Annotated in this window: 24 protein-coding genes; 20 read left to right on the top strand and 4 right to left on the bottom strand. The window is 55.5% G+C overall.

What is annotated here, in order from left to right; all coding sequences use genetic code 11:
- Positions 1–19 precede the first annotated feature (19 nt).
- The 6 genes from cytR (at position 20) to rraA (ending at position 5,745) form a co-directional block, all read left to right on the top strand.
- The gene (gene cytR / locus FDP13_RS09060; protein WP_012767899.1) at positions 20–1,090 is read left to right on the top strand and encodes a DNA-binding transcriptional regulator CytR; all 1,071 of its coding nucleotides are present in this window, start codon (positions 20–22) and stop codon (positions 1,088–1,090) included.
- Between the two features lie 51 nt (positions 1,091–1,141).
- Positions 1,142–2,080 (top strand): cell division protein FtsN, encoded by a 939-nt coding sequence (ftsN, locus tag FDP13_RS09055; RefSeq protein ID WP_143839255.1) that lies wholly within the window; start codon positions 1,142–1,144, stop codon positions 2,078–2,080.
- A gap of 85 nt (positions 2,081–2,165) precedes the next feature.
- The gene (gene hslV, locus FDP13_RS09050) at positions 2,166–2,696 is read left to right on the top strand and encodes an ATP-dependent protease subunit HslV (RefSeq protein ID WP_012767897.1); all 531 of its coding nucleotides are present in this window, start codon (positions 2,166–2,168) and stop codon (positions 2,694–2,696) included.
- Positions 2,697–2,706: 10 nt separating this feature from the next.
- Entirely contained in the window at positions 2,707–4,038 is a 1,332-nt protein-coding gene (hslU, locus tag FDP13_RS09045) for an HslU--HslV peptidase ATPase subunit (RefSeq protein WP_012767896.1), read from the top strand.
- Positions 4,039–4,193: 155 nt separating this feature from the next.
- Positions 4,194–5,111, top strand: a complete 918-nt coding sequence (locus FDP13_RS09040; RefSeq protein WP_012767895.1) for a 1,4-dihydroxy-2-naphthoate polyprenyltransferase — start codon at positions 4,194–4,196, stop codon at positions 5,109–5,111.
- Between the two features lie 148 nt (positions 5,112–5,259).
- Positions 5,260–5,745, top strand: coding sequence for a ribonuclease E activity regulator RraA (gene rraA / locus FDP13_RS09035; RefSeq protein WP_012767894.1), 486 nt, complete (start codon positions 5,260–5,262; stop codon positions 5,743–5,745).
- Positions 5,746–5,809: 64 nt separating this feature from the next.
- Here the strand turns inward: rraA and zapB are convergent, their stop codons facing one another.
- Entirely contained in the window at positions 5,810–6,052 is a 243-nt protein-coding gene (gene zapB, locus FDP13_RS09030) for a cell division protein ZapB (RefSeq protein WP_012767893.1), read from the bottom strand.
- Positions 6,053–6,662: 610 nt separating this feature from the next.
- Here zapB and FDP13_RS09025 point away from each other — a divergent pair.
- The 4 genes from FDP13_RS09025 (at position 6,663) to fpr (ending at position 11,050) form a co-directional block, all read left to right on the top strand.
- The gene (locus FDP13_RS09025) at positions 6,663–7,514 is read left to right on the top strand and encodes an MIP/aquaporin family protein (RefSeq protein WP_143839254.1); all 852 of its coding nucleotides are present in this window, start codon (positions 6,663–6,665) and stop codon (positions 7,512–7,514) included.
- Between the two features lie 27 nt (positions 7,515–7,541).
- Positions 7,542–9,053 carry a glycerol kinase GlpK gene (glpK, locus tag FDP13_RS09020; protein ID WP_012767891.1) on the top strand — a complete coding sequence of 504 codons (1,512 nt, stop codon included), beginning with the start codon at positions 7,542–7,544 and terminating at the stop codon, positions 9,051–9,053.
- Between the two features lie 131 nt (positions 9,054–9,184).
- Positions 9,185–10,195: a class II fructose-bisphosphatase gene (gene glpX, locus FDP13_RS09015; RefSeq protein ID WP_033577105.1), complete on the top strand. Its 1,011-nt coding sequence runs from the start codon at positions 9,185–9,187 to the stop codon at positions 10,193–10,195.
- Positions 10,196–10,303: 108 nt separating this feature from the next.
- The gene (gene fpr, locus FDP13_RS09010; protein WP_027710601.1) at positions 10,304–11,050 is read left to right on the top strand and encodes a ferredoxin--NADP(+) reductase; all 747 of its coding nucleotides are present in this window, start codon (positions 10,304–10,306) and stop codon (positions 11,048–11,050) included.
- Positions 11,051–11,063: 13 nt separating this feature from the next.
- On the opposite strand, the gene FDP13_RS09005 is transcribed toward fpr, so the two are convergent.
- The gene (locus FDP13_RS09005; RefSeq protein WP_012767888.1) at positions 11,064–11,489 is read right to left on the bottom strand and encodes a DUF805 domain-containing protein; all 426 of its coding nucleotides are present in this window, start codon (positions 11,487–11,489) and stop codon (positions 11,064–11,066) included.
- A 145-nt stretch (positions 11,490–11,634) separates the two neighbouring features.
- Here FDP13_RS09005 and FDP13_RS09000 point away from each other — a divergent pair, with 145 nt between their 5' ends.
- Positions 11,635–12,228 carry a YiiQ family protein gene (locus FDP13_RS09000; protein WP_027710599.1) on the top strand — a complete coding sequence of 198 codons (594 nt, stop codon included), beginning with the start codon at positions 11,635–11,637 and terminating at the stop codon, positions 12,226–12,228.
- Positions 12,229–12,369: 141 nt separating this feature from the next.
- Positions 12,370–13,140, top strand: a complete 771-nt coding sequence (tpiA, locus tag FDP13_RS08995; protein WP_012767886.1) for a triose-phosphate isomerase — start codon at positions 12,370–12,372, stop codon at positions 13,138–13,140.
- A 299-nt stretch (positions 13,141–13,439) separates the two neighbouring features.
- Here tpiA and FDP13_RS08990 read toward each other — a convergent pair whose 3' ends face one another.
- Complete coding sequence (locus FDP13_RS08990) at positions 13,440–13,685, bottom strand: YdgH/BhsA/McbA-like domain containing protein (RefSeq protein WP_012767885.1); 246 nt, start codon at positions 13,683–13,685, stop codon at positions 13,440–13,442.
- A 710-nt stretch (positions 13,686–14,395) separates the two neighbouring features.
- Here FDP13_RS08990 and FDP13_RS08985 point away from each other — a divergent pair.
- On the top strand, positions 14,396–15,034 hold the full coding sequence (locus FDP13_RS08985) for an acyl-homoserine-lactone synthase (protein WP_012767884.1): 639 nt from the start codon (positions 14,396–14,398) through the stop codon (positions 15,032–15,034).
- Here FDP13_RS08985 and FDP13_RS08980 read toward each other — a convergent pair.
- Positions 15,000–15,752, bottom strand: coding sequence for a LuxR family transcriptional regulator (locus FDP13_RS08980; RefSeq protein WP_012767883.1), 753 nt, complete (start codon positions 15,750–15,752; stop codon positions 15,000–15,002). The genes FDP13_RS08985 and FDP13_RS08980 overlap by 35 nt on opposite strands.
- 650 nt (positions 15,753–16,402) lie before the next feature.
- Here FDP13_RS08980 and FDP13_RS08975 point away from each other — a divergent pair.
- From FDP13_RS08975 to FDP13_RS08945, 7 genes are read left to right on the top strand one after another with little or no spacing between them, the layout of a single operon-like run.
- A complete protein-coding gene (locus FDP13_RS08975) occupies positions 16,403–16,714 on the top strand; it encodes a hypothetical protein (protein ID WP_012767882.1) in 312 nt (103 codons plus the stop codon).
- The gene (locus FDP13_RS08970; protein WP_012767881.1) at positions 16,707–18,029 is read left to right on the top strand and encodes a type III PLP-dependent enzyme; all 1,323 of its coding nucleotides are present in this window, start codon (positions 16,707–16,709) and stop codon (positions 18,027–18,029) included. The genes FDP13_RS08975 and FDP13_RS08970 overlap by 8 nt, the downstream gene beginning before the upstream one ends.
- Positions 18,026–18,946 (top strand): hypothetical protein, encoded by a 921-nt coding sequence (locus FDP13_RS08965; RefSeq protein WP_143839253.1) that lies wholly within the window; start codon positions 18,026–18,028, stop codon positions 18,944–18,946. The genes FDP13_RS08970 and FDP13_RS08965 overlap by 4 nt, the downstream gene beginning before the upstream one ends.
- Positions 18,947–18,957: 11 nt before the next feature.
- Complete coding sequence (locus FDP13_RS08960) at positions 18,958–20,541, top strand: class I adenylate-forming enzyme family protein (RefSeq protein ID WP_143839252.1); 1,584 nt, start codon at positions 18,958–18,960, stop codon at positions 20,539–20,541.
- A gap of 5 nt (positions 20,542–20,546) precedes the next feature.
- A complete protein-coding gene (locus tag FDP13_RS08955) occupies positions 20,547–20,855 on the top strand; it encodes an acyl carrier protein (RefSeq protein WP_033577099.1) in 309 nt (102 codons plus the stop codon).
- Positions 20,852–22,411 carry an AMP-binding protein gene (locus FDP13_RS08950; RefSeq protein WP_143839251.1) on the top strand — a complete coding sequence of 520 codons (1,560 nt, stop codon included), beginning with the start codon at positions 20,852–20,854 and terminating at the stop codon, positions 22,409–22,411. Before FDP13_RS08955 ends, FDP13_RS08950 begins: the two co-directional genes overlap by 4 nt.
- Positions 22,392–23,918: an AMP-binding protein gene (locus FDP13_RS08945; RefSeq protein WP_143839250.1), complete on the top strand. Its 1,527-nt coding sequence runs from the start codon at positions 22,392–22,394 to the stop codon at positions 23,916–23,918. Before FDP13_RS08950 ends, FDP13_RS08945 begins: the two co-directional genes overlap by 20 nt.
- Positions 23,919–23,928: the final 10 nt, after the last annotated feature.

Raw genomic sequence — 23,928 nt, 5'->3', positions numbered from 1 at the left:
GACGCAAGGAGGAAATGCGTTGGAGCAGAAAAAAATCATCTCACCCGCAACCATGAAAGACGTTGCCGATCAGGCCGGCGTATCCACTGCAACGGTGTCGCGGGCCCTAACCACCCCGGAGAAGGTCTCGGCCGCCACCCGCAAGAAAGTGGAGCAGGCAGCGCTGACGGTGGGATACTCTGCACAAAATCTCGCCCGCAATCTGCGGCGGCATGAATCAAGAACGATTCTGGCGCTGGTTCCCGATATCTGTGATCCCTTTTTCAGCGAAATGCTGCGCGGCATTGAGGAAACCGCCGCGGAACGTGGTTATCTGGTGTTGATCGGCGATTGCGCTCACCAGCGCAAAACAGAAAAAACCTTTCTGGACCTGATCACCACCCGGCAGATCGACGGCATCCTGCTATTAGGGTCACAACTGCCGTTTGATGCCGGCAAGGACGAGCGTCGCCACCTTCCTCCGATGGTGATGGCGAATGAATTCGCCCCCGAACTGGATATGCCCACCGTACACATTGATAATCTAACCGCCGCGTTTGAGGCCGTCAGTTATCTCCACCAACTGGGGCACCAGCGCATCGCCTGTATCGCCGGGCCGGAACAGATTCCGCTCAGCGAATACCGGCTGCAAGGTTATATTCAGGCGCTACGGCGTTGCGGGCTGGTCGTCGACAACCAGTACATCGTGCACGGGGATTTCAGTTACGAAACCGGTTCGCGCGGCTTAAACCGGCTGATGTCGCACCCTACGCCGCCCACGGCAATATTCTGTCATAGCGACGTCATGGCGCTGGGCGCATTAACCCAGGCGCGCAGAATGGGTCTGGAGGTGCCGCGTGACCTGTCGCTGGTCGGATTCGATGATATCGAGCAAGCCGGCCACTGCTTTCCGGCACTAACCACCGTCGCGCAGCCACGCTATGATATTGGCCGCGAAGCCATGCTGTTACTGCTGGCTCAACTGCAGCAGCACAAGGTGCCGCGAGGGTCGCAACTGATGTCCAGCCAGTTGGTCGTTCGCGATAGTACCGCCGCGCCACCCCTGCGTGTTACAGGCTTTAAGAATTCAGGTGCTGGTCAAACATTTTAGGGTTCAGTAACATGGCGACCTGTTACTTATTTTCTTCGCAACGAAACGATTGTGGCACAACGAGACTATGTCAGCCGGGGACGTTCTGGGACGCGCCGGAAAAAAACATCCAGCCGTAAACGAGGAGGGACCTCGGGCGCCTCCAAAACAATGGTGGCGCTGGCCGTTGCCGTGCTGGTCACGTTTGCCGGTGGGCTCTATTTTATCGCCCACAATAAGCCAGACGAATCACCGGTTCTGCCGCATCAGGGCACCAAAGGGAATGGGCTGCCGCCCAAGCCGGAAGAACGCTGGCGCTATATCAAAGAACTGGAAAATCGCCAGATTGGCGTTGTTTCACCGACCGAACCTTCGGCAGGAGGCGAAATTCAGTCGGCAGGCCAGCTTACCGACGAGCAACGGCAACTACTCGAGCAGATGCAGTCGGACATGAAGCGCCAGCCAACCACATTGGCGGAAGTGCCTTACAACGATCAGAGCCAGATGCCGGCGCGCTCGCTGAATACATCCAGACAGCAAACCGTTGTGCCGACCGTTCCCAATACCAATACGATGACGCTGCCCGCGACGCCTCGCACGACCACTGCAGCGCCGCCAGCGAATCAACACCATGCCGCGCCGGCCGTCAACACGCCGACGCAAACGGCTCAGAAGCCGGCGCAGGCGGAATCGCGCAAAGAGGTTGCCAAAACCGAGCCTGCGCCGGTAGCCAAAGAAACGGCCAAAACGGATAACACTAAACCAGAGAGCAAACCGGAGAAGGAGCAGCGCTGGATGGTGCAATGCGGCTCGTTCAAAACGGCGGAACCTGCCGAATCTATACGAGCCCAGTTGGCATTCGCCGGTGTCGAAACTCGTATTGCCAGCGGCGGCGGTTGGCACCGGATCATGCTTGGCCCGTACAATAGCCGCGCCGTGGCCGACAAAATGGCACAAAAACTCAAAGGCATGGGTCAATCCAACTGCATCCCGTTAGCCAGCGGGGGTTGAAAACCCCGCCCCCCTCCCCCATCTTCATCGTCAATATGCCCCGCGTCCGCGCGGGGGCCTTTTTCTCAGTAACGGGGATAAACTCGTGACAACAATTGTAAGCGTACGCCGTAATGGTCAGGTGGTGATTGGCGGAGACGGGCAGGCCACCCTGGGCAACACGGTAATGAAAGGCAACGTACGCAAAGTACGTCGTTTGTACAACGACCGGGTTATCGCCGGGTTCGCCGGCGGCACCGCCGATGCCTTTACTCTGTTCGAGCTGTTTGAGCGCAAGCTGGAATTGCATCAGGGCCATTTGGTGAAAGCGGCGGTGGAGCTTGCCAAAGACTGGCGTACCGACCGTATGCTGCGCCGGTTGGAAGCACTGCTGGCCGTTGCCGACGAAAATGCCTCGCTGATCATTACCGGCAACGGCGATGTGATTCAGCCGGAAAACGACCTGATCGCTATCGGTTCCGGCGGCCCCTATGCACAGGCAGCGGCACGCGCCTTGCTGGAAAACACGGAATTAAGCGCCCGGGAAATTGTCGAGAAATCACTGGGCATTGCGGGTGATATCTGTATCTACACCAACCAGTTCCACACGATTGAAGAATTAGCCTCCAAGGCGTAAGGATCCCACTATGTCTGAAATGACCCCGCGCGAAATAGTCAGCGAGCTTGATAGCTATATCATCGGACAGCATAAAGCGAAACGCGCCGTGGCGATTGCCTTGCGTAACCGCTGGCGCCGTATGCAATTGGAAGAGAACCTGCGCCATGAAGTCACCCCGAAAAACATCCTGATGATCGGCCCGACCGGGGTGGGGAAAACCGAAATCGCCCGTCGCCTTGCCAAGCTGGCCAACGCCCCGTTCATCAAGGTGGAAGCGACCAAATTTACCGAAGTGGGATACGTCGGCAAGGAGGTGGACTCCATCATCCGTGATCTGGCCGATGTCGCTATTAAAATGGTGCGTCAGCAGTCGATAGAGAAAAACCGTTATCGCGCCGAAGAGCTGGCTGAAGAGCGGATTCTGGACGTACTGATTCCCCCGGCCAAAAACAACTGGGGCCAGCCGGAAGAGAGTCACGAACCGTCTGCCGCCCGTCAGGCGTTTCGCAAGAAACTGCGTGAAGGTCAGTTAGATGACAAAGAAATCGAAATCGATCTGGCCGCCGCGCCGGTTGGCGTTGAAATCATGGCCCCGCCCGGCATGGAAGAGATGACCAATCAGTTGCAATCGATGTTCCAGAATCTGGCGGGTCAGAAACAAAAGAGCCGCAAAATCAAGATTCGCGAAGCCTTTAAGCTGCTGGTGGAAGAAGAAGCCGCCAAGCTGGTCAATCCGGAAGAGCTCAAGCAGCAAGCGATTGAAGCGGTGGAACAGCATGGCATCGTGTTCATCGATGAAATCGACAAGATTTGCAAACGAGGCGATACCTCCGGCCCGGACGTGTCGCGTGAAGGCGTCCAGCGCGACCTGCTGCCGCTGGTGGAAGGTTGCACGGTGTCCACGAAACACGGCATGGTGAAAACCGACCATATCCTGTTTATCGCTTCCGGCGCGTTCCAGGTTGCCAGCCCGTCGGACCTGATCCCGGAATTGCAGGGCCGTCTGCCGATTCGTGTCGAGTTACAAGCGCTGACCACTGAAGATTTCGAACGTATTCTGACCGAACCCAGCGCCTCGCTGACCCGTCAGTATCAGGCGCTGATGGAAACCGAAGGCGTTAACATCACCTTCCAGCCCGACGGTATTCGCCGTATTGCGGAAGCCGCCTGGCAGGTCAACGAGCGTACCGAGAATATCGGCGCCCGTCGCCTGCATACGGTACTGGAGCGATTGATCGAAGAGGTGTCCTATGGCGCCAGCGAAATGAGCGGCCAAACCGTGACGATTGATGCAGATTACGTACGCAGTCACCTTGATGAGTTAGTAGCAGATGAAGATCTGAGCCGATTTATCTTATAATCCGCTCACGGATCGCACTGATGACTAAACCAGTGGGAGGCCAACGCCTCCCACTGGCATTTTTATTACCGTCACCAAGGCATTATTTCCTGAACTGAACGCGTCACAACCTGGCTGATTCCATGGCCCATTGATACCATGATTCTATTAACACCATGACCCAATTGACACATAGCAGCAAAACCCAAGCCTGGCTGGACAGCCTGCGTCCCAAAACGCTGCCGCTGGCTTTTGCCTCCATTGTTACCGGCAACGTCATCGCCTGCTGGCACAGCAACTTTAAGCCGGGCGTCGCGCTATTAACGCTGATTACCGCCGGCCTGTTGCAAATTCTCTCTAATCTGGCCAACGACTACGGCGATGCTGTGAAAGGCAGCGACAAGGAAGACCGTATCGGCCCGTTGCGCGGCATCCAGACCGGTGCCATCACGCTGTCGGAACTGCGCAGGGCACTGCTGATCACCGTGCTGCTGACGGCGGTTTCCGGCAGCGCATTGGTGGCGCTGGCCTGCGAAAAGCCGGTAGATATCGTGGTGTTTCTGGCGCTCGGTCTGCTGGCGATTCTGGCGGCGATTACCTACACCGTCGGCAACAGGCCGTACGGTTATATCGGATTGGGCGATATCTCGGTGCTGATCTTCTTCGGCTGGCTCAGCGTGGCAGGCTCGTACTACCTGCAAACCGGCTATTTCGACAGCAGTGTGATCCTACCCGCGACGGCTTGCGGCCTGCTGGCCGTCGCCGTCCTGAATATCAACAACCTGCGTGATATCGATAGCGATCGGGAAAACGGCAAAAATACGCTGGCGGTGAGACTCGGCGCGCACAAGGCCCGCCGCTACCACATGGTGCTACTGATGACGGCGCCGGTGTGCCTGGCGCTCTTCGCGATGCTCTACCTGCATACTCTGGCCGGCTGGCTGTTTATTCTGGCGCTGCCGCTGCTGGTGAAACAAGGCCGCTACGTCATGCGTGAAACCACCGCGTTCAGTATGCGTCCGATGCTGGAAAAAACCGTGAAAGGCGCGCTGCTGACCAACCTGCTGTTCGCCGTGGGTGTGCTGCTAAGCTAGCCTTAGACAGGCAAAGCGTTTGTATGGATTGGCAAAATCACGACCGATTACTGATGCGGGTCAAAGCCGCGGCTGATGATTTTGCCAACAACAAACAGAAAGGGATATACTCAGTCTCACACTTTCCGCGGCAATAGACGTTACTCCTATGAAATACGATACTTCCGAACTGTGTGATATCTATCATGAAGAGGTCAATGTGGTTGAACCTCTTTTCTCCAATTTTGGCGGGCGTAGTTCATTCGGCGGCAAAATCATCACGGTAAAATGCTTTGAGGATAACGGCCTGCTGTTCGACGTGCTGGAAGAAAACGGCAGCGGACGCGTATTGTTGGTGGATGGCGGCGGTTCCGTGCGCCGGGCGCTGGTTGATGCCGAACTGGCGCGTCTGGCGACACAGAATGAATGGGAAGGCATCGTGGTCTACGGCGCGGTGCGCCAGGTAGACGACTTGTCGGAACTGGATATCGGCATTCAGGCGATGGCGGCGACACCGGCGGGCGCCGCCAGCGAAGGCATCGGCGAAACCGATATTCGGGTGAATTTCGGCGGCGTAACCTTCTTCTCCGGCGATCATCTCTATGCCGACAACACCGGTATTATCCTGTCCGAAGATCCGCTGGATCTGGAATAACCAGCAGCATACCCAAGGGCGTCAACAGACGCCCTGTGCGCATCCGTCTGTCTGACTTCGGCGATTACTGAACGTCTTCCATTTTACCCAGCAGTGCGCGCAGGCGTTCCTGCCATACCAGTTGCTCCTGCTTGAGCTGTTCGTTCTCGCTCATTAGTGCATCACGGTTGCCCGCCATACTCTCTACTTCCTGCGACAACGAATTGTTCTTCTCTTTCAGTTCTTCGATTTCCATCTGCAACAGCGTGATCGTGTCAATCGCCTGCTGAACTTTCGCTTCCAGCTTCTCAAACACTTCAAATGACATAACTTCTAACCCCTTTTGATCGCACGGCCTCAGCCGGTTAACGCAGATGTATCACGAACAGGTGTGTCACGAACGGTATCTCGCGAACAACGGTATCTCGAGAACAGATGTTTCACCAGCACGGTTTCACAAACAGATCTCTCGTGGCGTTTCACGCCCTCGGCTTGCGTCCCGCGATGGCAACACCGGACGCAAACGCCAGCCAAATTGTATGTAGCCGGATCAGGCGTGTCCAGCGCACTGCCGCTAAAACAGTGACTCTGCCCGCTTTTTTACCCATACGCCATCAGTACAGACTGAAAATCGCCCGAATTATTGTTAAACAACACTAATGTTAATAAATTTAACACCCTGATTAACACCTGACCGGCGGCGATATGACGCTTTTGTGTCTAATTACGCGAATGCGCGCATTTTCTTGACGCGTCACACACATTTTGATTTCGATATTTCTCGTTTTCGAACATTAACGATAAATTCACATCCGAAATACAAAAAGAGTCTGGCCGTGAACCCGCTAAGAGTCGCGAGACAGACCAGAAAACGCGCAGACCATTCGACAAGTCTGCGTTAACCACCATGCTGTAGCCTACAAGCAGGAACAAGCATTATGAGTCAATCTGAACTTTCTACCCTTAAAGGCCAGTGCGTCGCCGAGTTTCTCGGTACCGGCCTGTTGATTTTCTTTGGCGTTGGCTGTGTCGCGGCTCTGAAACTGGCCGGCGCCAGTCTGGGGCTGTGGGAAATAAGCATTATCTGGGGGTTGGGCGTCGCGATGGCGATCTACCTGACCGCCGCGATTTCCGGCGCCCATCTCAATCCGGCGGTGACCATTGCCCTGTGGCTGTTTGCCTGTTTCGATGGCCGCAAAGTGCTGCCTTATATCGTTTCACAGGTCGCCGGCACATTCTGCTCGGCGGCACTGGTTTACGGCCTCTACCACAACCTGTTCGACAATATCGAACAGACGCACAATATGGTGCGCGGCAGCGTGGAAAGCCTCGACCTGGCCGGCGTCTTCTCCACTTATCCTAACCCGCACATTTCGGTGATGCAGGCGTTTCTGGTGGAAACCGTTATCACCGCTATCCTGATGTGTCTGATTCTGGCGCTGACCGACGACGGTAACGGCATTCCGCGCGGGCCGCTGGCACCGCTGTTGATAGGGATTCTGATCGCGGTTATTGGCGCGTCCATGGGGCCGTTGACCGGGTTTGCCATGAATCCGGCGCGTGATGCCGGTCCGAAGCTGTTTGCTTACCTCGCCGGCTGGGGCAAGATCGCACTGACCGGCGGGCGTGACATCCCTTATATACTGATACCGATTTTCGGCCCGATCGTCGGTGCCTGTCTGGGCGCATTTGGTTATCGCAGCCTGATTGGCCGCAATTTGCCTTGCGATGTCTGCGCCATTGATGCAGATACCGATACCACAACCTCAGCCCAAACCCGTAAGGTCTAACCCTACTCCGCTAACAGGATTACGTTTATGAACCAGGAAAAAAAATACATCGTCGCGCTCGACCAGGGCACTACCAGTTCACGGGCTGTTGTGCTGGATCATGACGCCAACATCGTCAGCGTATCTCAGCGGGAGTTCACCCAAATTTACCCCAAAGCGGGCTGGGTAGAGCACGACCCGATGGAAATCTGGGCCACCCAAAGCTCCACGCTGGTAGAAGTGCTGGCGAAAGCCGGCATCAGCAGCGACGAAGTCGCCGGCATCGGTATTACCAACCAGCGTGAAACCGCCGTGGTATGGGAAAAAGAGACCGGCAAACCGATTTATAACGCCATTGTGTGGCAATGCCGCCGTTCCGCCGATATCTGCGAAAAACTGAAAAAAGACGGGCTGGAAGAGTACATCCGCGCGAATACCGGTCTGGTGGTCGACCCGTATTTTTCCGGCACCAAAGTGAAATGGATACTCGATCACGTAGAAGGATCGCGTGAACGCGCTCGCCGCGGCGAACTGCTGTTCGGCACTATCGATACCTGGCTTATCTGGAAGATGACGCAAGGGCGCGTCCACGTCACCGATTACACCAACGCTTCGCGTACCATGCTGTTCAACATCCATAAACTGGACTGGGACGAACGTATGCTCGACGTGCTGGACATTCCGCGCGCCATGCTGCCGCAGGTACGCCCGTCTTCCGAGATTTACGGCCAGACCAACATCGGCGGAAAAGGCGGTACTCGCATTCCTATCGCCGGTATCGCCGGCGACCAGCAAGCCGCCTTGTACGGCCAGCTGTGCGTACAGCCCGGCATGGCTAAAAACACCTACGGCACCGGCTGCTTCCTGCTGATGAACACCGGCACCGAAGCGGTACGTTCTAAACACGGCCTGTTGACTACCATCGCCTGCGGCCCGCGTGGCGAAGTGAACTACGCGCTGGAAGGGGCGGTATTCATCGGCGGCGCGTCGATCCAATGGCTGCGCGACGAACTGAAACTGATTGGCGATGCGATGGACTCCGAATACTTCGCCACCAAAGTGAAAGATACCAATGGCGTCTACGTGGTGCCGGCGTTTACCGGTCTGGGCGCGCCTTACTGGGACCCATACGCCCGCGGTGCGATTTTCGGCCTGACCCGCGGCGCTAACGCCAATCACATCATCCGCGCCACGCTGGAATCCATCGCCTACCAAACCCGCGACGTGCTGGACGCGATGCAGGCCGACGCCGATACCCGCCTGCAGTCGCTGCGCGTGGACGGCGGCGCCGTCGCCAACAACTTCCTGATGCAGTTCCAGTCCGACATTCTGGGTACGCGCGTAGAGCGTCCGCAAGTACGCGAGTCCACCGCGTTGGGCGCCGCATTCCTGGCCGGCCTGGCCACCGGCTTCTGGAATGATCTGGACGAAGTGAAGAGCAAAGCCACCATTGAGCGTGAATTCCGCCCCAGCATCGAAACCGTGGAACGCAACTTCCGCTATCGCGGCTGGCAGAAAGCGGTAGCACGCGCACGGGCGTGGGAAGACCACGACGAATAAAATCATCGCTATCCTTGATCGGGCGCGGCTATCGCGCCCTTTTTCCCGCCCCTCGCTCCCTCGTCCGCCATTACGCCTGTGTTACCATAATGCCCCGACTATTCCTTACTCCCCGTTCAGGACAGGTATCCATGAAACGTGAATTAGCCATCGAATTCTCCCGCGTGACAGAAGCAGCTGCACTGGCCGGTTACAAATGGCTGGGACGCGGCGATAAGAACGCCGCCGACAACGCCGCGGTACAGGCGATGCGCATCATGCTCAATCAGGTCGACATCAACGGCCGGATTGTCATCGGCGAAGGTGAAATCGACGAAGCCCCGATGCTCTACATCGGCGAGCAAGTGGGCACCGGCCACGGCGACGCAGTGGACATCGCGGTTGATCCTATCGAAGGCACCCGCATGACCGCCATGGGGCAGGCTAATGCGCTGGCGGTGCTGGCGGTGGGTGAACAGGGCGCCTTCCTGCACGCCCCCGACATGTATATGGAAAAGCTGATTGTCGGCCCACAGGCCAAAGGGGTCATCGACCTCGATCAGCCGCTGGAAGATAACCTGAAGCGTATTGCACAACGACTGGGCAAACCGCTGAGTGAATTGACCGTCATCACGCTGGCTAAACCGCGTCACGACCAGGTCATCACGGATATGCAGCAGTGGGGGGTAAAAGTCTTCGCTATTCCTGACGGCGACGTGGCGGCGTCTATTCTGACCTGTATGCCGGAAAGCGAAGTCGACGTGCTCTACGGCATCGGCGGCGCGCCGGAAGGCGTTATCTCCGCCGCCGTAATCCGCGCGCTGGACGGCGATATGCAAGGACGCCTGCTGGCTCGTCATCAGGTGAAGGAAGACAATGCGGAAAACCGCCGGTTGGGCGAGCAGGAACTGGCGCGCTGCCGTGAGATGGGTATCGAAGCAGGTAAGGTGCTGGCGTTGGGCGATATGGCGCGTAACGACAACGTGATATTTTCCGCCACCGGCATCACCAAGGGCGACCTGCTCAACGGTATCTCACGCCGCGGTAATATCGCGACCACTGAAACGCTGCTGATTCGTGGTAAGTCGCGTACCATCCGCCGCATCAGCTCCACCCACTATCTGGACCGCAAGGATCAAGCGCTGCACGACTTTCTGCTGTAGCCTCGGAGGGCACGAATTGTTTCACTGTTGTTAACAGATCGCGTATCGTAAGGTTTGGCTGCATGTAGCCTTGTGAGGCCCGAGAGATCAAAACAGGAGCAGAGAACCATGGCAGAGTGGGTGACCGGCAACGTTATTCAGGTTGAACACTGGACGGAAAACTTATTCAGTCTGCGGCTGGAAGCGCCGGTGGCACCGTTTACCGCCGGGCAGTTCGCCAAACTGGCACTGGAACTGGACGGCGAGCGGGTTCAGCGCGCTTATTCTTACGTCAACGCCCCCAGCGATAACCTGCTGGAGTTCTATCTGGTCAATGTGCCGAACGGCAAGCTCAGCCCGCATCTGCATCGCTGCCAGCCGGGCGATGAGGTGCTGGTGACACAGGAAGCCGCCGGTTTCTTCGTGCTCGACGAGATCCCGGACTGCGACACCCTATGGATGCTGGCGACCGGCACCGCCATTGGCCCGTACCTGTCGATTCTGCAGGAAGGGCGCGGCCTGGAGCGGTTTAAACATATTGTGCTGGTACATGCCGCCCGCTTCGCCCGCGATCTGAGTTATCTGCCGCTGATGCAACAGTTGGAACAGCGCTATGACGGCAAATTGCGCATCCAGACGGTGGTCAGCCGCGAGGAACCGCCTGGTTCGCTCATCGGCCGCGTGCCGGCGTTAATTGAAAACGGCACGCTGGAAGCGGCGGTCGGCCTGCCGCTAGACGCGGCGACCAGCCACGTGATGTTGTGCGGCAACCCGCAGATGGTGCGGGATACCCAGCAGTTGCTCAAAGACACACGGCAGATGAGCAAACACCTGCGCCGTCGCCCCGGTCATATGACCAGCGAGCACTACTGGTAACCACGGGCTGGATTCAGGAAGCGCGGAGCCGCAACGGTTCCGCCGCTGGTCCGAAACGGTTTGCGCCCGTCGTACCGCCGAACGCGCCGCAATCCAGCAACATCATCACGGCAATCAGCGTCGGCAGAAAACGCCCCACGCCCCACTGGCCGAGCGGCGGCAGCATTGCCCAATTACCGTTACCCAGCATCCAGGCCAACACCAGCGCCAACGCCCACCAGCCGCTTTTATTGCGATCATGTAATCGCTTAACCAGTATCGCCGTCAGCGGCCATAACAGCACCACCAGCATGAACGCCGCTTTCTGTGTTTCCAGCCAGCCGGTGCCGGCCAACACGAACAATCCCACTATCAGCGCCAGCACGATCACCATCCCTAACCAGAAATCCCGGCGGCCAACACGGCCACGAAACGAAAAGCACCATTGTTGTATCGTCATCACTTTTTATCCCCGAATACGGTTCTACGGGCGCGAGTTTACCTTAAGTCAGGCCGTGTTTTTTACCGCACGTTTTGACAATCGATCCCGAATCCCGTTTTAATCACACAGTATGCCAACGGTAAGTGACGATACTAATGAATTGATGATGAAAAATGCCCTGTTGATTGTTTGTTGCCTGTCTGGCCTACTCTGTCCCCTGCTCGCCAGGAGTGACAGCCTGTTCCAGCCCAAAAACCCGACCGCTGCGCCTTACCTGTTGGCTGGCTCCCCCACGTTCGACATGAACATCGTCCAGTTTCGCACTCACTATAATCTGAGCAATCCCTCATTGCCGATTAGTGAATACCGGGTCGTCGATACCGGCGACGACTCACCTAACCTGACGCGAGCAGCCAGCCGCATCAACGACCATCTGTACTCCTCTACCGCTCTGGAAAAAGGTACCGGCAAGATCAAAACCATGCAGATTACCTGGATCCCCAAGCTGAAAGACCCTGACCAAAGCGGGCGACGCAAGCAGGCCATCAGCTACATGGCCGCACTGGTTCGCACGTTTATGCCGTCGTTAACCAACGAGCAAAGTCTGAAAAAAATCGAGACCTTGCTGGAAAAAGGCAAAGGTCAGCGCTTTTACCAGCAAACTGAGGGAGCATTACGCTATGTTGTAGCGGATCATGGAGAAAAAGGGCTAACCTTCGCTGTTGAACCGATTAAGCTAACACTATCTGATTCGTGATCGCATCGAGAATTAGGCACGAAAAACAGAGCCACCGGGCCATTTCGACTCTATACTATCGTCAGTTTTGTATCATCGTCAGATTGGCTGCCTGACGCAGCCATGCATTGATTAACTGGCAATTCGCCTGGAGGAAACAAGATGCGACACCCCTTAGTCATGGGCAACTGGAAGCTGAACGGCAGTACCAGCATGGTTCACGAACTGATCGCCGGCCTGCGCAACGAACTGAGCACCGTCACCGGTTGCGACGTAGCCATCGCGCCGCCAGCCATTTATCTGGATCAGGCAAAACACCTGCTGGCAGGTAGCCGTATTGTACTGGGTGCCCAAAACGTCGACGTCAATCTTGCCGGCGCCTTCACCGGTGAAACCTCCGCCGCCATGCTGAAAGACATCGGCGCCAAGTACATCATTATCGGCCACTCCGAACGCCGCACCTATCATCACGAAAGCGACGAATTCATCGCCAAAAAATTCGCCGTGCTGAAAGAAACCGGCCTGATTCCGGTACTGTGCATCGGTGAAACCGAAGCCGAGAATGAAGCGGGCCAGACCGAAGCCGTCTGCGCACGTCAGTTGGATGCCGTGCTGAACTCGCTGGGTGCGCAAGCGTTCGAAAATACCGTTATTGCCTATGAACCGGTATGGGCCATCGGCACCGGCAAGTCCGCCACCCCGGCGCAGGCGCAGGCAGTGCATAAATTCATCCGCGACCACATAGCTAAACAGGACGCGGCGGTCGCTGAGCAAGTGATCATTCAGTACGGTGGTTCGGTCAACGCCGCCAATGCAGCCGAGCTGTTCACCCAGCCGGATATCGACGGCGCTCTGGTGGGCGGCGCATCGCTGAAAGCCGATGCGTTCGCGGTCATCGTCAAAGCAGCGGCTGAAGCCAAAGGCCAGGCCTGATTCCACTCCCGTCCCGGCATACCACGGCTCCGTTTCGGAGCCGTTTTTTTATCTGTTTCAGCCCCTTGCCCGGTATTCTCATCTTTTTGCCTGGTTTTCCACCGGGTGTGCCCCCCGAATCGTTTTCTCTGCACCACGTCTGAAACCACCCTCAACACAATGTTACCGGCTTGCACCCATAAAAAAACCGGGCCGAAGCCCGGTTAACAACAGCATAAAAAACAGACACAGGGAGGGTGATGATTGATGATGATCATTGAGGAAGGGGAAAGAAATGTTTCCCAACCTCATCAGTCACATTATTTATACAGAACAGCGTTGCCGTGCAGTGTGTCGTTACCCTGAACAGCGGTTATCTGGAACGACTTGGCACCAGCGGCATCGGCTTTCGCAGCCAGTTTAGCCTGCAGGCTGTCGAGCGTGTTGGCACTGGCGGAGACACTCCCCATTTCCTGGCCCTGCGGGTATTGGATTTCAGTTGCAGCAAAAGCGCCGACAGACAGAGTGCTCAGTGCGATGGCAGTAAAGATAGCTTTCATATTCATGGTGGTTTCCTTTTTTACGTTTTCGTTGTTGATGGGTTCGTAAATGACAAGTCAATTATCACTATAGTAACTATATCGCATTTCACAAAAAGTGCGATCCATATCACATTCCTATGCCAGGAAGATGAAAACTATTTTTTTTCATCACGTTACCGACATCACTTTTTTGCATCCGATCAGGCCGATGCTGAACAAGGAGTGTTAATAAAGCTAACGGTCACTGAAGAGAGCAACATGCTGAGGAGAGCAACATGCTGAGGAAAGAGTGCGTCTTCCCTGATAGGCCAACGCACCTTATATACGCAGAGAGGCCAGAGAAACGCCACCGGGGTAGTAAGAGATGTTCATGGAACTTATTACCTTAATCCCTGCCGTGCGTATCGGGGGGCGGCCATCACGCTCTTGCTTCCCCTATCTCCGATAACACAATACGTGCGCATCACGCAGGAAGCATTCACACCATTACCAGAATAATAATGACTTTTGTGAATTACCGTTCAACGAGTCGGGCATACATTATGTAATAAAAACAGATTACCTGGTCGCGGCGTAAGATAAAAAAGGAAATGGAATGTCAACGAACAAACCCCAAAGTTTCCTAAACGGATGAAAATAATCACGCTGGAAAAGTAAGTGGTAAAAACGTTACCATATATACCATCAGACAAACTTCCATGCCAAAAGACATAAAAGTGATAACAGGAGGACAAATGTTAGAAATATTTGATGTGAGTTTTAGTTTAATGTCAAATAACAAGCTGGATGAGGTGTTTACATTACGCAAAGATACATTTAAGGACCGTCTGGACTGGGCTGTTAACTGTATTAACGGGATGGAGTTTGACGAGTATGATAATGAAAAGACAACCTATCTTTTAGGTATCAAAGAAGGAAAAGTTATTTGTAGCGTCAGATTTATCGAAATGCAGTATCCCAACATGATTACCGGCACATTCTTCTCTTATTTCGATAATCTCAAAATCCCTGAAGGTAATTATATCGAATCCAGCCGCTTCTTCGTTGATCGTGACCGGGTAAGAAATTTGATTGGTACCCGTAACCCGGCCTGTCTGACGCTATTCCTTGCCATGATCAATTACGCCAGAAAATGTCGCTACGATGGGATACTCACCATTGTCAGCCACCCGATGCTAACCTTGTTAAAACGTTCAGGCTGGCGTATATCCATCATCCAGCAAGGGTTATCGGAAAAACAAGAGCGTATTTATCTGCTGCACTTGCCCGCTGACGATGAAAGCCGACATGCGCTGATTGAACGCATAACACAAATGACGAACGCGGAGTCCGAACAGCTTAAGACCTTGCCTTTACTGGTTCCACTGGCTTGATCAGGTTCATTTCAACGCCAAGTCGAATCGCATGTTTGGCATTCAGCACACCCAGTTTTTTCACGACATTACCGATATGAAATTTTACAGTACTGGTGGTAATACCAAGAATAAGCGCAATCTCCTGATACGTTTTTCCCATACTTGCCCAGTAGAGAATTTCATTTTCTCTTTGTGAAAAAATATCGGCTTCCTGTGGTTTACTATTGTGCCTGTTTCTGCTCATCTCCCGATGAAGGGAGGTGAGCTTTTCATGGGCCGAGATCAACAGCATTTGCAGCTTGTCTCTATTATTCTGAATAATCTCTTCCAGCTCGCTGCTGCGGTGTTCCTCAACCATGAAAGACAGCGTCGCCAAATTGTTACCCGGATCATGTAAGACAAACGTATAACCGTTAACAATGTCATATTCTTTGGAAAGGTTGAATATTCTGGAGAATTTCAGTTTTGAACTGATAACCAGGTCATCATCCCAGGAGAAGGGAGATATCTTATTAATCGCCGTCAGTATTACCGGGTCAATATGCTGATAGTTATTGCTGCGGTAAATATCAACCCACTCCGGCGGATAATTGGAAATGATCACGACATCCGTCGGTTTCTTCTTGTTCATGATCAAATAGGCGTACTTAAGGTCGCCGTAACTTTTTAACTTCCTGTCAATAAAGTTTTGTATTGTGCTATTGATGAAGTCAACGTTAGAGAATGATATAGACATCTAACTCTCCCAAAATCGCATACGACAGCCCAACCTGACCATAACGGCACGAAAGTATAGTATCAACCTATACCTAAGTCTAACTATCTTTCCCGATACAAAATCCTTAGAATTTTCAAAAAATAACATCAAACACAAAAATAAAAACCTCCGGTCGATTTTAAAGATCGGAAAGCCAAATTGGCGCACACCAGGGAAATACCTGTTAGTTCATTAACTATACCCAAAATAATTCGAGTTGCAGGAAGGCGGCAAGTGAGTGAATCCCGATGAGCTTACTGAGGTAAGTGATTCGGGTGAACGAACGCAGCCAACACACCTGCAACTTGAAGTATGAAGGGCATATAACGTTATTCTGTATTGTTAGCCCTTCTCTCTCCTGTTCTGGTTCACGGGAGAGAGAAAGGTGATTTTCTCTTCCCCCACGATTATTCCTTGTCTGATATTTCACGCCAGCGTCTCGCTAATACCATGAACAAATTTGCCAGGTAAAAGCCGCGATAATACAACTCTCGGAATAAGTTATCCGTCTTTTGCCGCCTGTCTGAAGACTCGCTCACAACGACGTCGATTCGCGTGCAATTTCAAACAAAACGCCCGAATAAAACGCTGGTTATACTCCCGTCAGAGATAAAGATAAGGGGAGTAGAATGGAATATCCGGTAATTACCCATCATGACGATGAGACGTTGCACACCCTCCTGCGTGAAAAACTCACCGCGATTGGCGTCGATAACGGCCGTATCACCGAGATCTTTCAGGGAGCTTCACTGTTTGGTGAAGAGGGGCTGCTGGATTCCATCAATATCGTCAGCCTGATTGCCGTTCTCAGCGATCACTGTGAAACGACTTACCACCTGACCGGCGACCTGTTCAATCTGACGGACGATCGTGTGTTTGAGGCTTTCCAGAACCTGACCAGTCTGACGCGTTACCTGCGCGAGCGGCTTCCCCATGGCTGACGCTGTTCACCCCTTGATCCAGCCTGAAGCACTCTTTGCGAACGGCTATATAGAAGAGGTGTCGATTACCGATATTGCCGACCGTATCGGTACCCCCTTCTATGTCTACAGCACCCGGCAGTTGCGCCGCCAGCTTCAGCAGCTCTATCAGCAACTGCCTGCCGATACCGCGGTTTATTATTCCCTGAAGGCGAATCCGAACCTGTCGGTGGTGAAAACGCTGGTGGAACAAGGGGCGGGATGTGAGGTCTGCTCACCGGCGGAACTCGATACGGCGCTGGCAGCGGGCGTACTACCGCAACATATTCTGTATGTCGGGCCGGGAAAATCCGTACCGGCCTTGGCGCGGGCTATTGATTGCGGCATCCGGGCAATTGTCGTGGAATCGGTCGCCGAGCTGGAGACAATTAACCGGCTGGCCGCACAAGCCGGTACGATACAAACGGTAGCGCTGCGCATTAATCCAGACTTCAGCAGCGAACACGCCCGGCTGGTGATGAGCGGTAAACCCACCCAGTTCGGCATGACGCTCGATACGCTGCAAACCGTGCTGCCCTGCCTGCATCGCTGGCCTGCCGTTGCCCTGCGCGGTTTTCATGTTTATCTGGGCACCCGCATCCTTAATGCTCAGGCTATCGCCGATAACACCCGCAATATTCTACAAATGGCGCTGAATCTGCGTGATCAACACCAGTTAGCGCTGGATTTTATCGATGTTGGCGGCGGCTTTGGCGTCCCCTATTTTCCCAAGGAAACACCGTTAGATTTGCCCTCGCTGGGCGAAGCAATGGCACCAGTCATGGCGGATTTCCGCCGTCAGGCCGCCACGACGCAGATCATTATCGAATTGGGACGTTATCTGGTGGCGGAAGCCGGTCTGTTCGTCACCCGGGTGAATAACCTGAAAACCGCCGGCGGAAAAACATTCGCTATCTGCGACGGCGGCGCTAATTGCCATAGTGCCGCGGCGGGGTTGAACAGTATGCTGCGTAAAAACTTTCCGCTGCTGCGAGTGGGCGATAACCAATCGCGGCCGTTACAGCCTTATCAGGTCAGCGGCCCGTTATGCACCCCTACCGACCTGCTGGGCGACAATGTGCTGCTGCCGATGCTGGAGGTTAACGACCTGATCGGCATCACCCACTCGGGTGCATACGGGTTAACCGCCTCTCCCGGCGCATTTCTCAGCTTCGGTTATCCGGCGGAAGCGATGGTGGATGGACGCCGCCTGATTCAGATTCGCCAGCCGGAAACCACTGCGCAGTGGCTGGCCCGTCAGCAACCGGTCGATCTCTGGCACGGAGATGAACCATGACGTTGTGTATCCAGCCGGATGACCTGGTATGGCGCACTTTCGCGCCCGAGAACGACGCCGTATTACCGGCGCCGCATCCTAATCAGGATCTGATGGCGGATTACCTGCGCGCTTTTTTTCGCTCTCATGGCGAAATGGGAGAACCGGACAACGCCCTGTTGACCCGCTGGCTAAATAGCGGCCGTTACAGCTTTAGCACCATGATGCAGACGCTGTTGCCTGAATTGCAGGCGCGCGGCACATTACAGCAACTTGATTTAGTGGTATTCGCCCACTGGACCCCGGACAGCGATCTCGGCTGCGCCGTCTCTAATGCGTTGATCCATGCCTGCGATGCTCGCCACGCGTTCGGGCTGTCGGTGTCGGATCGTGGGCTGGCGGCGCCCTTGTTCGCACTGCACACCATCGATGACTATCTGGCCGGTGACGACAACCGGCGCGAAGCATTGCTGATGATTGCCGATCAGGATGTGGCGCCGTACCCCAGCGAACAGTTGGCCCAGGCGCATCCTCAAAAGAACTGCTGCCTGATACGAATGGAAAAACGTCCGGCCGATGAGGCCATCGGGCTGGTATTTGAAGGGTATTATCGCCAGCCTTACGCGGAGCAGGGCGATCTGGCGGCGACCCTGCGGCAATTGCTCTCACGCTTGCCGATGACGGATGCATTACCCTTGACGTTACTGGCTCGCCCGTCGCTGGTCACCGCGCTGCAAGGCGCATTCCCCGAACTTCGTCTGGCGAATGTGCCGGCCTCATTGTTGTGCGCCGCCCCATTCGTCTACCTGAAACAACATGCGGAGCCGGGGCAACGTTACCTGTTAGCCGTGCCGGAAAAGCGCCATCTCACCGTCTGCGTATTGCGTTACCAACCGCACGATGCCCGGCCGCGCCCTCTTCTTCCTTCCTGTACCTGATAAGGATGCCTATGACGAACATTACCCACCTGACCGCCTGGCTTGACCGGGCAGCCAAAGAAGCGGCGAATAAAACCGCCATCATTGATACCGATCGCGAAGTCAGTTGGTTTATGTTGCGTCTGCAAGCCCGCCAGTTGGCGGATTATCTGCGGGAAAAAGGGGTGGAAAAGGGAGATCGGGTGATCGTCTACCTGCCAAACTCACTGACGTTCGTGCTGTATTTCTGGGCGTTGCAGTATCTGGGCGCCATCTTCATTCCGCTGAACCCGGAAACCAAAGCGGCCAAACTGAGTTGGCTGGTGGATAATGCCGGTTGCCGATTACTGATAACCCACCACGCGCTGGCGGACGAAATCAACATCGCACAGGCCAGCGAACACTGGCAGCAATACAACCGTCGTACCCGCATCTGTTTTAGCGGTGATGTCATGGCCGTATTGGCCGATGAACCGTATCGCATCGCTGCCGAATGCGAGCGCAAGACGACGGGCATCGATCTTGATCTGGCGTGTATTCTCTACACGTCCGGCTCTACCGGCCATCCCAAAGGGGTGATGCTCAGCCGCCGCAATATGATTACCGCCGCCAGTTCGGTGGCCGGTTACCTGCAACTGCGCGACGACGATCGCATTATGTCGTTCATTCCGATGAGCTTCGACTACGGTTTGTATCAGGTCATTATGTCGGCGCTGGCGCAGTGCACGTTGATCGTGGAGCCCGATTTTCGGCGGCCGCTGCTGTCGCTGCAACGCATGGTCACGTTGCGTGCGACCGTGCTGCCGCTCGTACCGACCATGCTGCGTCTGATTGCGCCACTGGCTTCCCGCTATAACTTCAGCGCCATCCGCACCGTCACCAATACCGCCGCGGCGCTGCATATCAACGATATTGATCAGTTACGCCATATTTTCCCACAGGCACGCATCTACTCGATGTATGGGTTGACCGAGTGCCACCGTTGTACCTATCTGCCGCCGGAATACCTTGCCACCCACCCGCAAAGCGTCGGCATCGCTATCCCCGACACCGAACTCTGGGTGGTGGATGACAACGGGCAACGGCAGACCCGCAACGCCACCGGCGAGCTGGTCATCCGCGGCGCAACCGTGATGTGCGGTTACTGGCGCAATGAAGAAAAGAGCGCTGAGAAACTGCGTCCCGGCCTGCTACCGGGTGAGAAAGTGCTGTACACCGGCGATATCTGTCGGCTGGATGAACAGGGGCTGCTCTATTTCGTCGGCCGTCAGGATGAAATGCTAAAAAGCTGCGGTGAAAAAGTCGCACCGAAAGAGGTGGAAGCCGTACTCAACCGTCATCCGCAGGTGGTGCAGGCAGCGGTAATCGGCGTACCGCACCCGATCTACGGTGATGAAATCATCGCCTGCGTGGTAACCCGCGGCGATCTGAACGAAAAAGCGCTGGCGCGCTGGAGTAAAACCCAGATGGAATCGTATATGGTGCCCCACCGTTTCCGGCTGATGCCCCAGCTCCCCCTGACCCCGAACGGCAAGATCAACCGTTCTCTGCTGCAAGAGCAACTGATGGCCGGCACGACGATGCAGGCTTCTGCGCAACCCGGCTTAATGGAGTAACGCCGATGTCATGTGATACTGCTTACACCCCGATAACCGGCTACGACCCGGACTTTTACTACCCGAAGATCGTCACGGCGATCGGCATGGTGCTGGAAACGGATGACCTGTCGGAACTGCATCCACATACCGATCTGGAACGGGATTTAGGATTCGAAAGCGGCATTTTCATCGAACTGATGATGTATCTGGAGGAGATGATAGAGGGGTTATCCATCGATCCGGTGACGCTGGACAGCCAGCAGCTCAGTACCATTGATTCGCTCGGTCGTTTTATTCACTCGCAACGGGAGCCTGGCGTACCTTGTGTATGATCGCCTCGTGGCAATACCTGACCACCTTGTTGGCACGGTTCGACGGTGTGCATACCCCCGCCTGCCATCACATTGAAGGTTCGCTGACGTACCACCAGTTGTACCTCGGCGCACTGGCGCTGGCGGATCAACTACAGGCGCGACATATCGCCGGCGGGCGTCGTCAACCGGCACCGGTCATACTGTTCGGGCACAAACACCCGGCATGTCTGATTGCCTGGTGGGCTTGCCTGTTGACAGGTCACCCGGTGGTGCCGGTGGAAACCGATAATACCGACGAACGCCTGCGTTTTATCGCCGGCAGCATTCAGGCAGGGTTGCTCCTCAACGCCACCGACCGGACGGCACCCGAAATCGGCATCCCGTCGCTGACGGTGACAGGGGCCGATGATATTGATCCGGCTGACAACCGGCCTGCCGCCCGACTGGCTGAACACTGTCACCAGATGGGGCTGGCGTTCGGCCGGAACGCCGTCAACGGCATCGCTTATATCATGTTCTCTTCCGGCACCACCGGCGCGCCCAAAGGCATCCAGGTGAGCTACGCCAATCTGGCGCACTTCGTGCGCTGGGCCGCGGACGCTTTTCCCGCCCCCGGCCCTATCAGCGGCAATATTCGCTACTGCTTCGACGTCGCCCAGTACGAGCTGTGGCTGGCATGGCATTATCGCCAACCGATTTCGGTACTCGACTACCGCGACGTCATCAATACCCGCAAAATGATCGCCCGCCACGCCGATACCGGCGTGCAAACCTGGGTCAGCACACCGTCGCTAACCCGAAGTTATCTGCGGGATCGCGCGTTCCGTCACGACAACCTGCCGCAATTGAACACGTTTATCTTTTGCGGCGAAGTCCTGACAAAAGAGCTGGTCGGCGCGCTGTGGCGAGCGTTTCCGGGCTGCCGTATCGTCAATACCTACGGCCCGACGGAGTGCACGGTCGCCGTGACCGCCTGCGACATCACGCCGGACATGCTGGATGACGATACGCCGCTGCCGCTGGGTTATGTTCGCCCCGGCGTCATCCTGCACATTGATGCCCCGGCAGACAGCGAGCGCGGGGAAATCGTCATTACCGGCCCGGCGGTCAGCGAAGGCTACCTGAACGCGTCGCCGGCTCAGGCATCGCGGTTTAGTATCGACCCGGACGGCACGCGGCGCTACCGCACCGGCGATATCGGCTCGCTGCGCAATAACCTGCTCTATTTTCACGGACGGGAAGACAGCGAATTAAAAATTCAGGGTTACCGCATCGCTCTCGACGACATCGAAAACGCGCTGCGGGAACATCCGCAGGTACAGGATGCCATCGTCACCCCGTGGCTATTACACAATACGCCCCAGGGTCTACAGGCGTTTATTCTGTCCAGTCAGCCGGATATTTTGCCGGCGCTGGCGGACTACCTGCGCCGCTATTTTCCGCTCTATATGGTGCCCAAATTCTGGTATCCGGTGGACCACGCCGCGCTCAACCACAACAGTAAGCTCGACCGCCGGCGCGTCACGCAGCAAGCGCTCGATAAAGGCAAACGCTATGTTTTCGTCAGTTCTTAATCCTATCCAGAGCGGGATGCGGGAGCATCCGCAGCGCCTCGCCATCATCAACGACGGCGGCAGCTATACCTTCGCGCAGTTGGGATACCGGGTGGAAGGCATACGGCAGGCGCTGCAACAGCACAAGCCACACTGCGTGATGATTTACGGCCACAAGCAACTGGATGCGGCGGCCGCCATGCTGGCCTGCGCATTTGAAGCCATTCCGTTCACCTTCGTCGATATCGCTAATCCGCCCGCTCGTCTTGCCCACATTATCGACGTGACGCAGGCGGATCTGTTGTTGCTCACCTGCCCGCCCCGTACGGCGCTACCGCAGTTATCCATCCCGACGCTCGCTACGGCTTCGCTGCCGGATATGTCGTCACATCATCGCCCGGTCAGCGCGGTGCCTGAGCAGGTATTCTATATTTTGACCACCTCCGGCAGCACCGGCGAACCGAAAGGGGTAAAAATTACCCATGGCAACTACGATGCGTTGGCGCGCTGGGCAATGCCGCTCCTGCATGGACAAAGAAGCGGCGTACACGTCAATCACGCTTGTTTGTCGTTCGATCTGGGCATTATGGATATTTTTTTGACGCTGGCGGCGGGGAAAACGCTGGCTATGCTGGACCATATCAATAATATCCGCCCACGGAAAAACCTCTCGCTGCTGACGCAATCGGCCTTGCGGATCGACAGTTGGTTTTCCACCCCTGGCTTTCTTGATTTGATGTGCTCAGACCCCGACTTCAACCAACACACGCTGCCCGACCTGACCTGCATCGCTATCGGCGGAGAAGCGCTGCTACCGCCGTTGGTACATACACTTCAGCAACGTTTTCCACATACCGCCTTACTACACTGTTATGGCCCAACAGAGGCGACCTGCATGACGCACGCCGCACGCGTAACGTTAGAGGATCTCGCCGGCGCACCGCCCTTGTCGCTTGGCTCGGCCGGCGGTAACGGCAAGGCAATCATCGTTGATGAGCACGGTGAGCCGCTGCCTGCCGGTACGACGGGCGAAATCGTACTGTTCGGCCCCCAAATTAGCCCAGGCTACTTACCGGAAACCGATCTGCGTAATCGCCTTTTCGGCTGGCGACACGGCCAGCGCTGCTACCAGACCGGTGATCTCGGTTATCTGGATGCGCAAGGCAATCTGTTTGTTAAAGGTCGCAACGACGGGCAGATAAAATGGCAGGGAAACCGGATAGAAACCGGCGAAATCGAAGCGATAGCCAACCAACTTACCGATGTACAACAAGCGGCTGTTATTGTCGGGAAACGGGATAACCGCGTAACGGAGTTGATGCTGTTCGTACATTTATCATCCGATACCCACGAGAAACGCATCGGCCTACGGCGGGATCTGGCGCAACGGCTACCCGCTTATATGGTGCCGCGCGTCATTCACTTCACCGGTCCCTTCCCGCTGACGTTACACGGCAAAACCGATCGTCAGGCGTTGATGCGGCAAGCCGAAGCCGACGCCGCGCCAGATAGCACTCCCTCAAAATAGCGCGACGACC

Source organism: Dickeya sp. ws52, from assembly GCF_007210685.1.
In the GTDB taxonomy this organism is placed as follows: domain Bacteria; phylum Pseudomonadota; class Gammaproteobacteria; order Enterobacterales; family Enterobacteriaceae; genus Dickeya; species Dickeya chrysanthemi.
Note: the sequence above shows the minus strand (reverse complement) of the source record. Positions and strands in the feature narration are given on the sequence as shown.

Excerpts from the sequence above, each read along its gene's own strand:
- FDP13_RS09040 (WP_012767895.1), top strand. The coding sequence starts at position 4,194 with ATGACCCAATTGACACATAGCAGCAAAACCCAAGCCTGGCTGGACAGC.
- FDP13_RS09025 (WP_143839254.1), top strand. The coding sequence starts at position 6,663 with ATGAGTCAATCTGAACTTTCTACCCTTAAAGGCCAGTGCGTCGCCGAG.
- glpX (WP_033577105.1), top strand. The coding sequence starts at position 9,185 with ATGAAACGTGAATTAGCCATCGAATTCTCCCGCGTGACAGAAGCAGCT.
- FDP13_RS08960 (WP_143839252.1), top strand. The coding sequence starts at position 18,958 with ATGACGAACATTACCCACCTGACCGCCTGGCTTGACCGGGCAGCCAAA.
- FDP13_RS08980 (WP_012767883.1), bottom strand. The coding sequence starts at position 15,752 with ATGTCTATATCATTCTCTAACGTTGACTTCATCAATAGCACAATACAA.
- FDP13_RS08950 (WP_143839251.1), top strand. The coding sequence starts at position 20,852 with ATGATCGCCTCGTGGCAATACCTGACCACCTTGTTGGCACGGTTCGAC.
- FDP13_RS08990 (WP_012767885.1), bottom strand. The coding sequence starts at position 13,685 with ATGAATATGAAAGCTATCTTTACTGCCATCGCACTGAGCACTCTGTCT.
- fpr (WP_027710601.1), top strand. The coding sequence starts at position 10,304 with ATGGCAGAGTGGGTGACCGGCAACGTTATTCAGGTTGAACACTGGACG.
- FDP13_RS09000 (WP_027710599.1), top strand. The coding sequence starts at position 11,635 with ATGATGAAAAATGCCCTGTTGATTGTTTGTTGCCTGTCTGGCCTACTC.
- rraA (WP_012767894.1), top strand. The coding sequence starts at position 5,260 with ATGAAATACGATACTTCCGAACTGTGTGATATCTATCATGAAGAGGTC.
- FDP13_RS08975 (WP_012767882.1), top strand. The coding sequence starts at position 16,403 with ATGGAATATCCGGTAATTACCCATCATGACGATGAGACGTTGCACACC.
- FDP13_RS09005 (WP_012767888.1), bottom strand. The coding sequence starts at position 11,489 with ATGACGATACAACAATGGTGCTTTTCGTTTCGTGGCCGTGTTGGCCGC.
- FDP13_RS08965 (WP_143839253.1), top strand. The coding sequence starts at position 18,026 with ATGACGTTGTGTATCCAGCCGGATGACCTGGTATGGCGCACTTTCGCG.
- FDP13_RS08945 (WP_143839250.1), top strand. The coding sequence starts at position 22,392 with ATGTTTTCGTCAGTTCTTAATCCTATCCAGAGCGGGATGCGGGAGCAT.
- FDP13_RS08955 (WP_033577099.1), top strand. The coding sequence starts at position 20,547 with ATGTCATGTGATACTGCTTACACCCCGATAACCGGCTACGACCCGGAC.
- FDP13_RS08970 (WP_012767881.1), top strand. The coding sequence starts at position 16,707 with ATGGCTGACGCTGTTCACCCCTTGATCCAGCCTGAAGCACTCTTTGCG.
- zapB (WP_012767893.1), bottom strand. The coding sequence starts at position 6,052 with ATGTCATTTGAAGTGTTTGAGAAGCTGGAAGCGAAAGTTCAGCAGGCG.
- hslU (WP_012767896.1), top strand. The coding sequence starts at position 2,707 with ATGTCTGAAATGACCCCGCGCGAAATAGTCAGCGAGCTTGATAGCTAT.
- tpiA (WP_012767886.1), top strand. The coding sequence starts at position 12,370 with ATGCGACACCCCTTAGTCATGGGCAACTGGAAGCTGAACGGCAGTACC.
- FDP13_RS08985 (WP_012767884.1), top strand. The coding sequence starts at position 14,396 with ATGTTAGAAATATTTGATGTGAGTTTTAGTTTAATGTCAAATAACAAG.
- glpK (WP_012767891.1), top strand. The coding sequence starts at position 7,542 with ATGAACCAGGAAAAAAAATACATCGTCGCGCTCGACCAGGGCACTACC.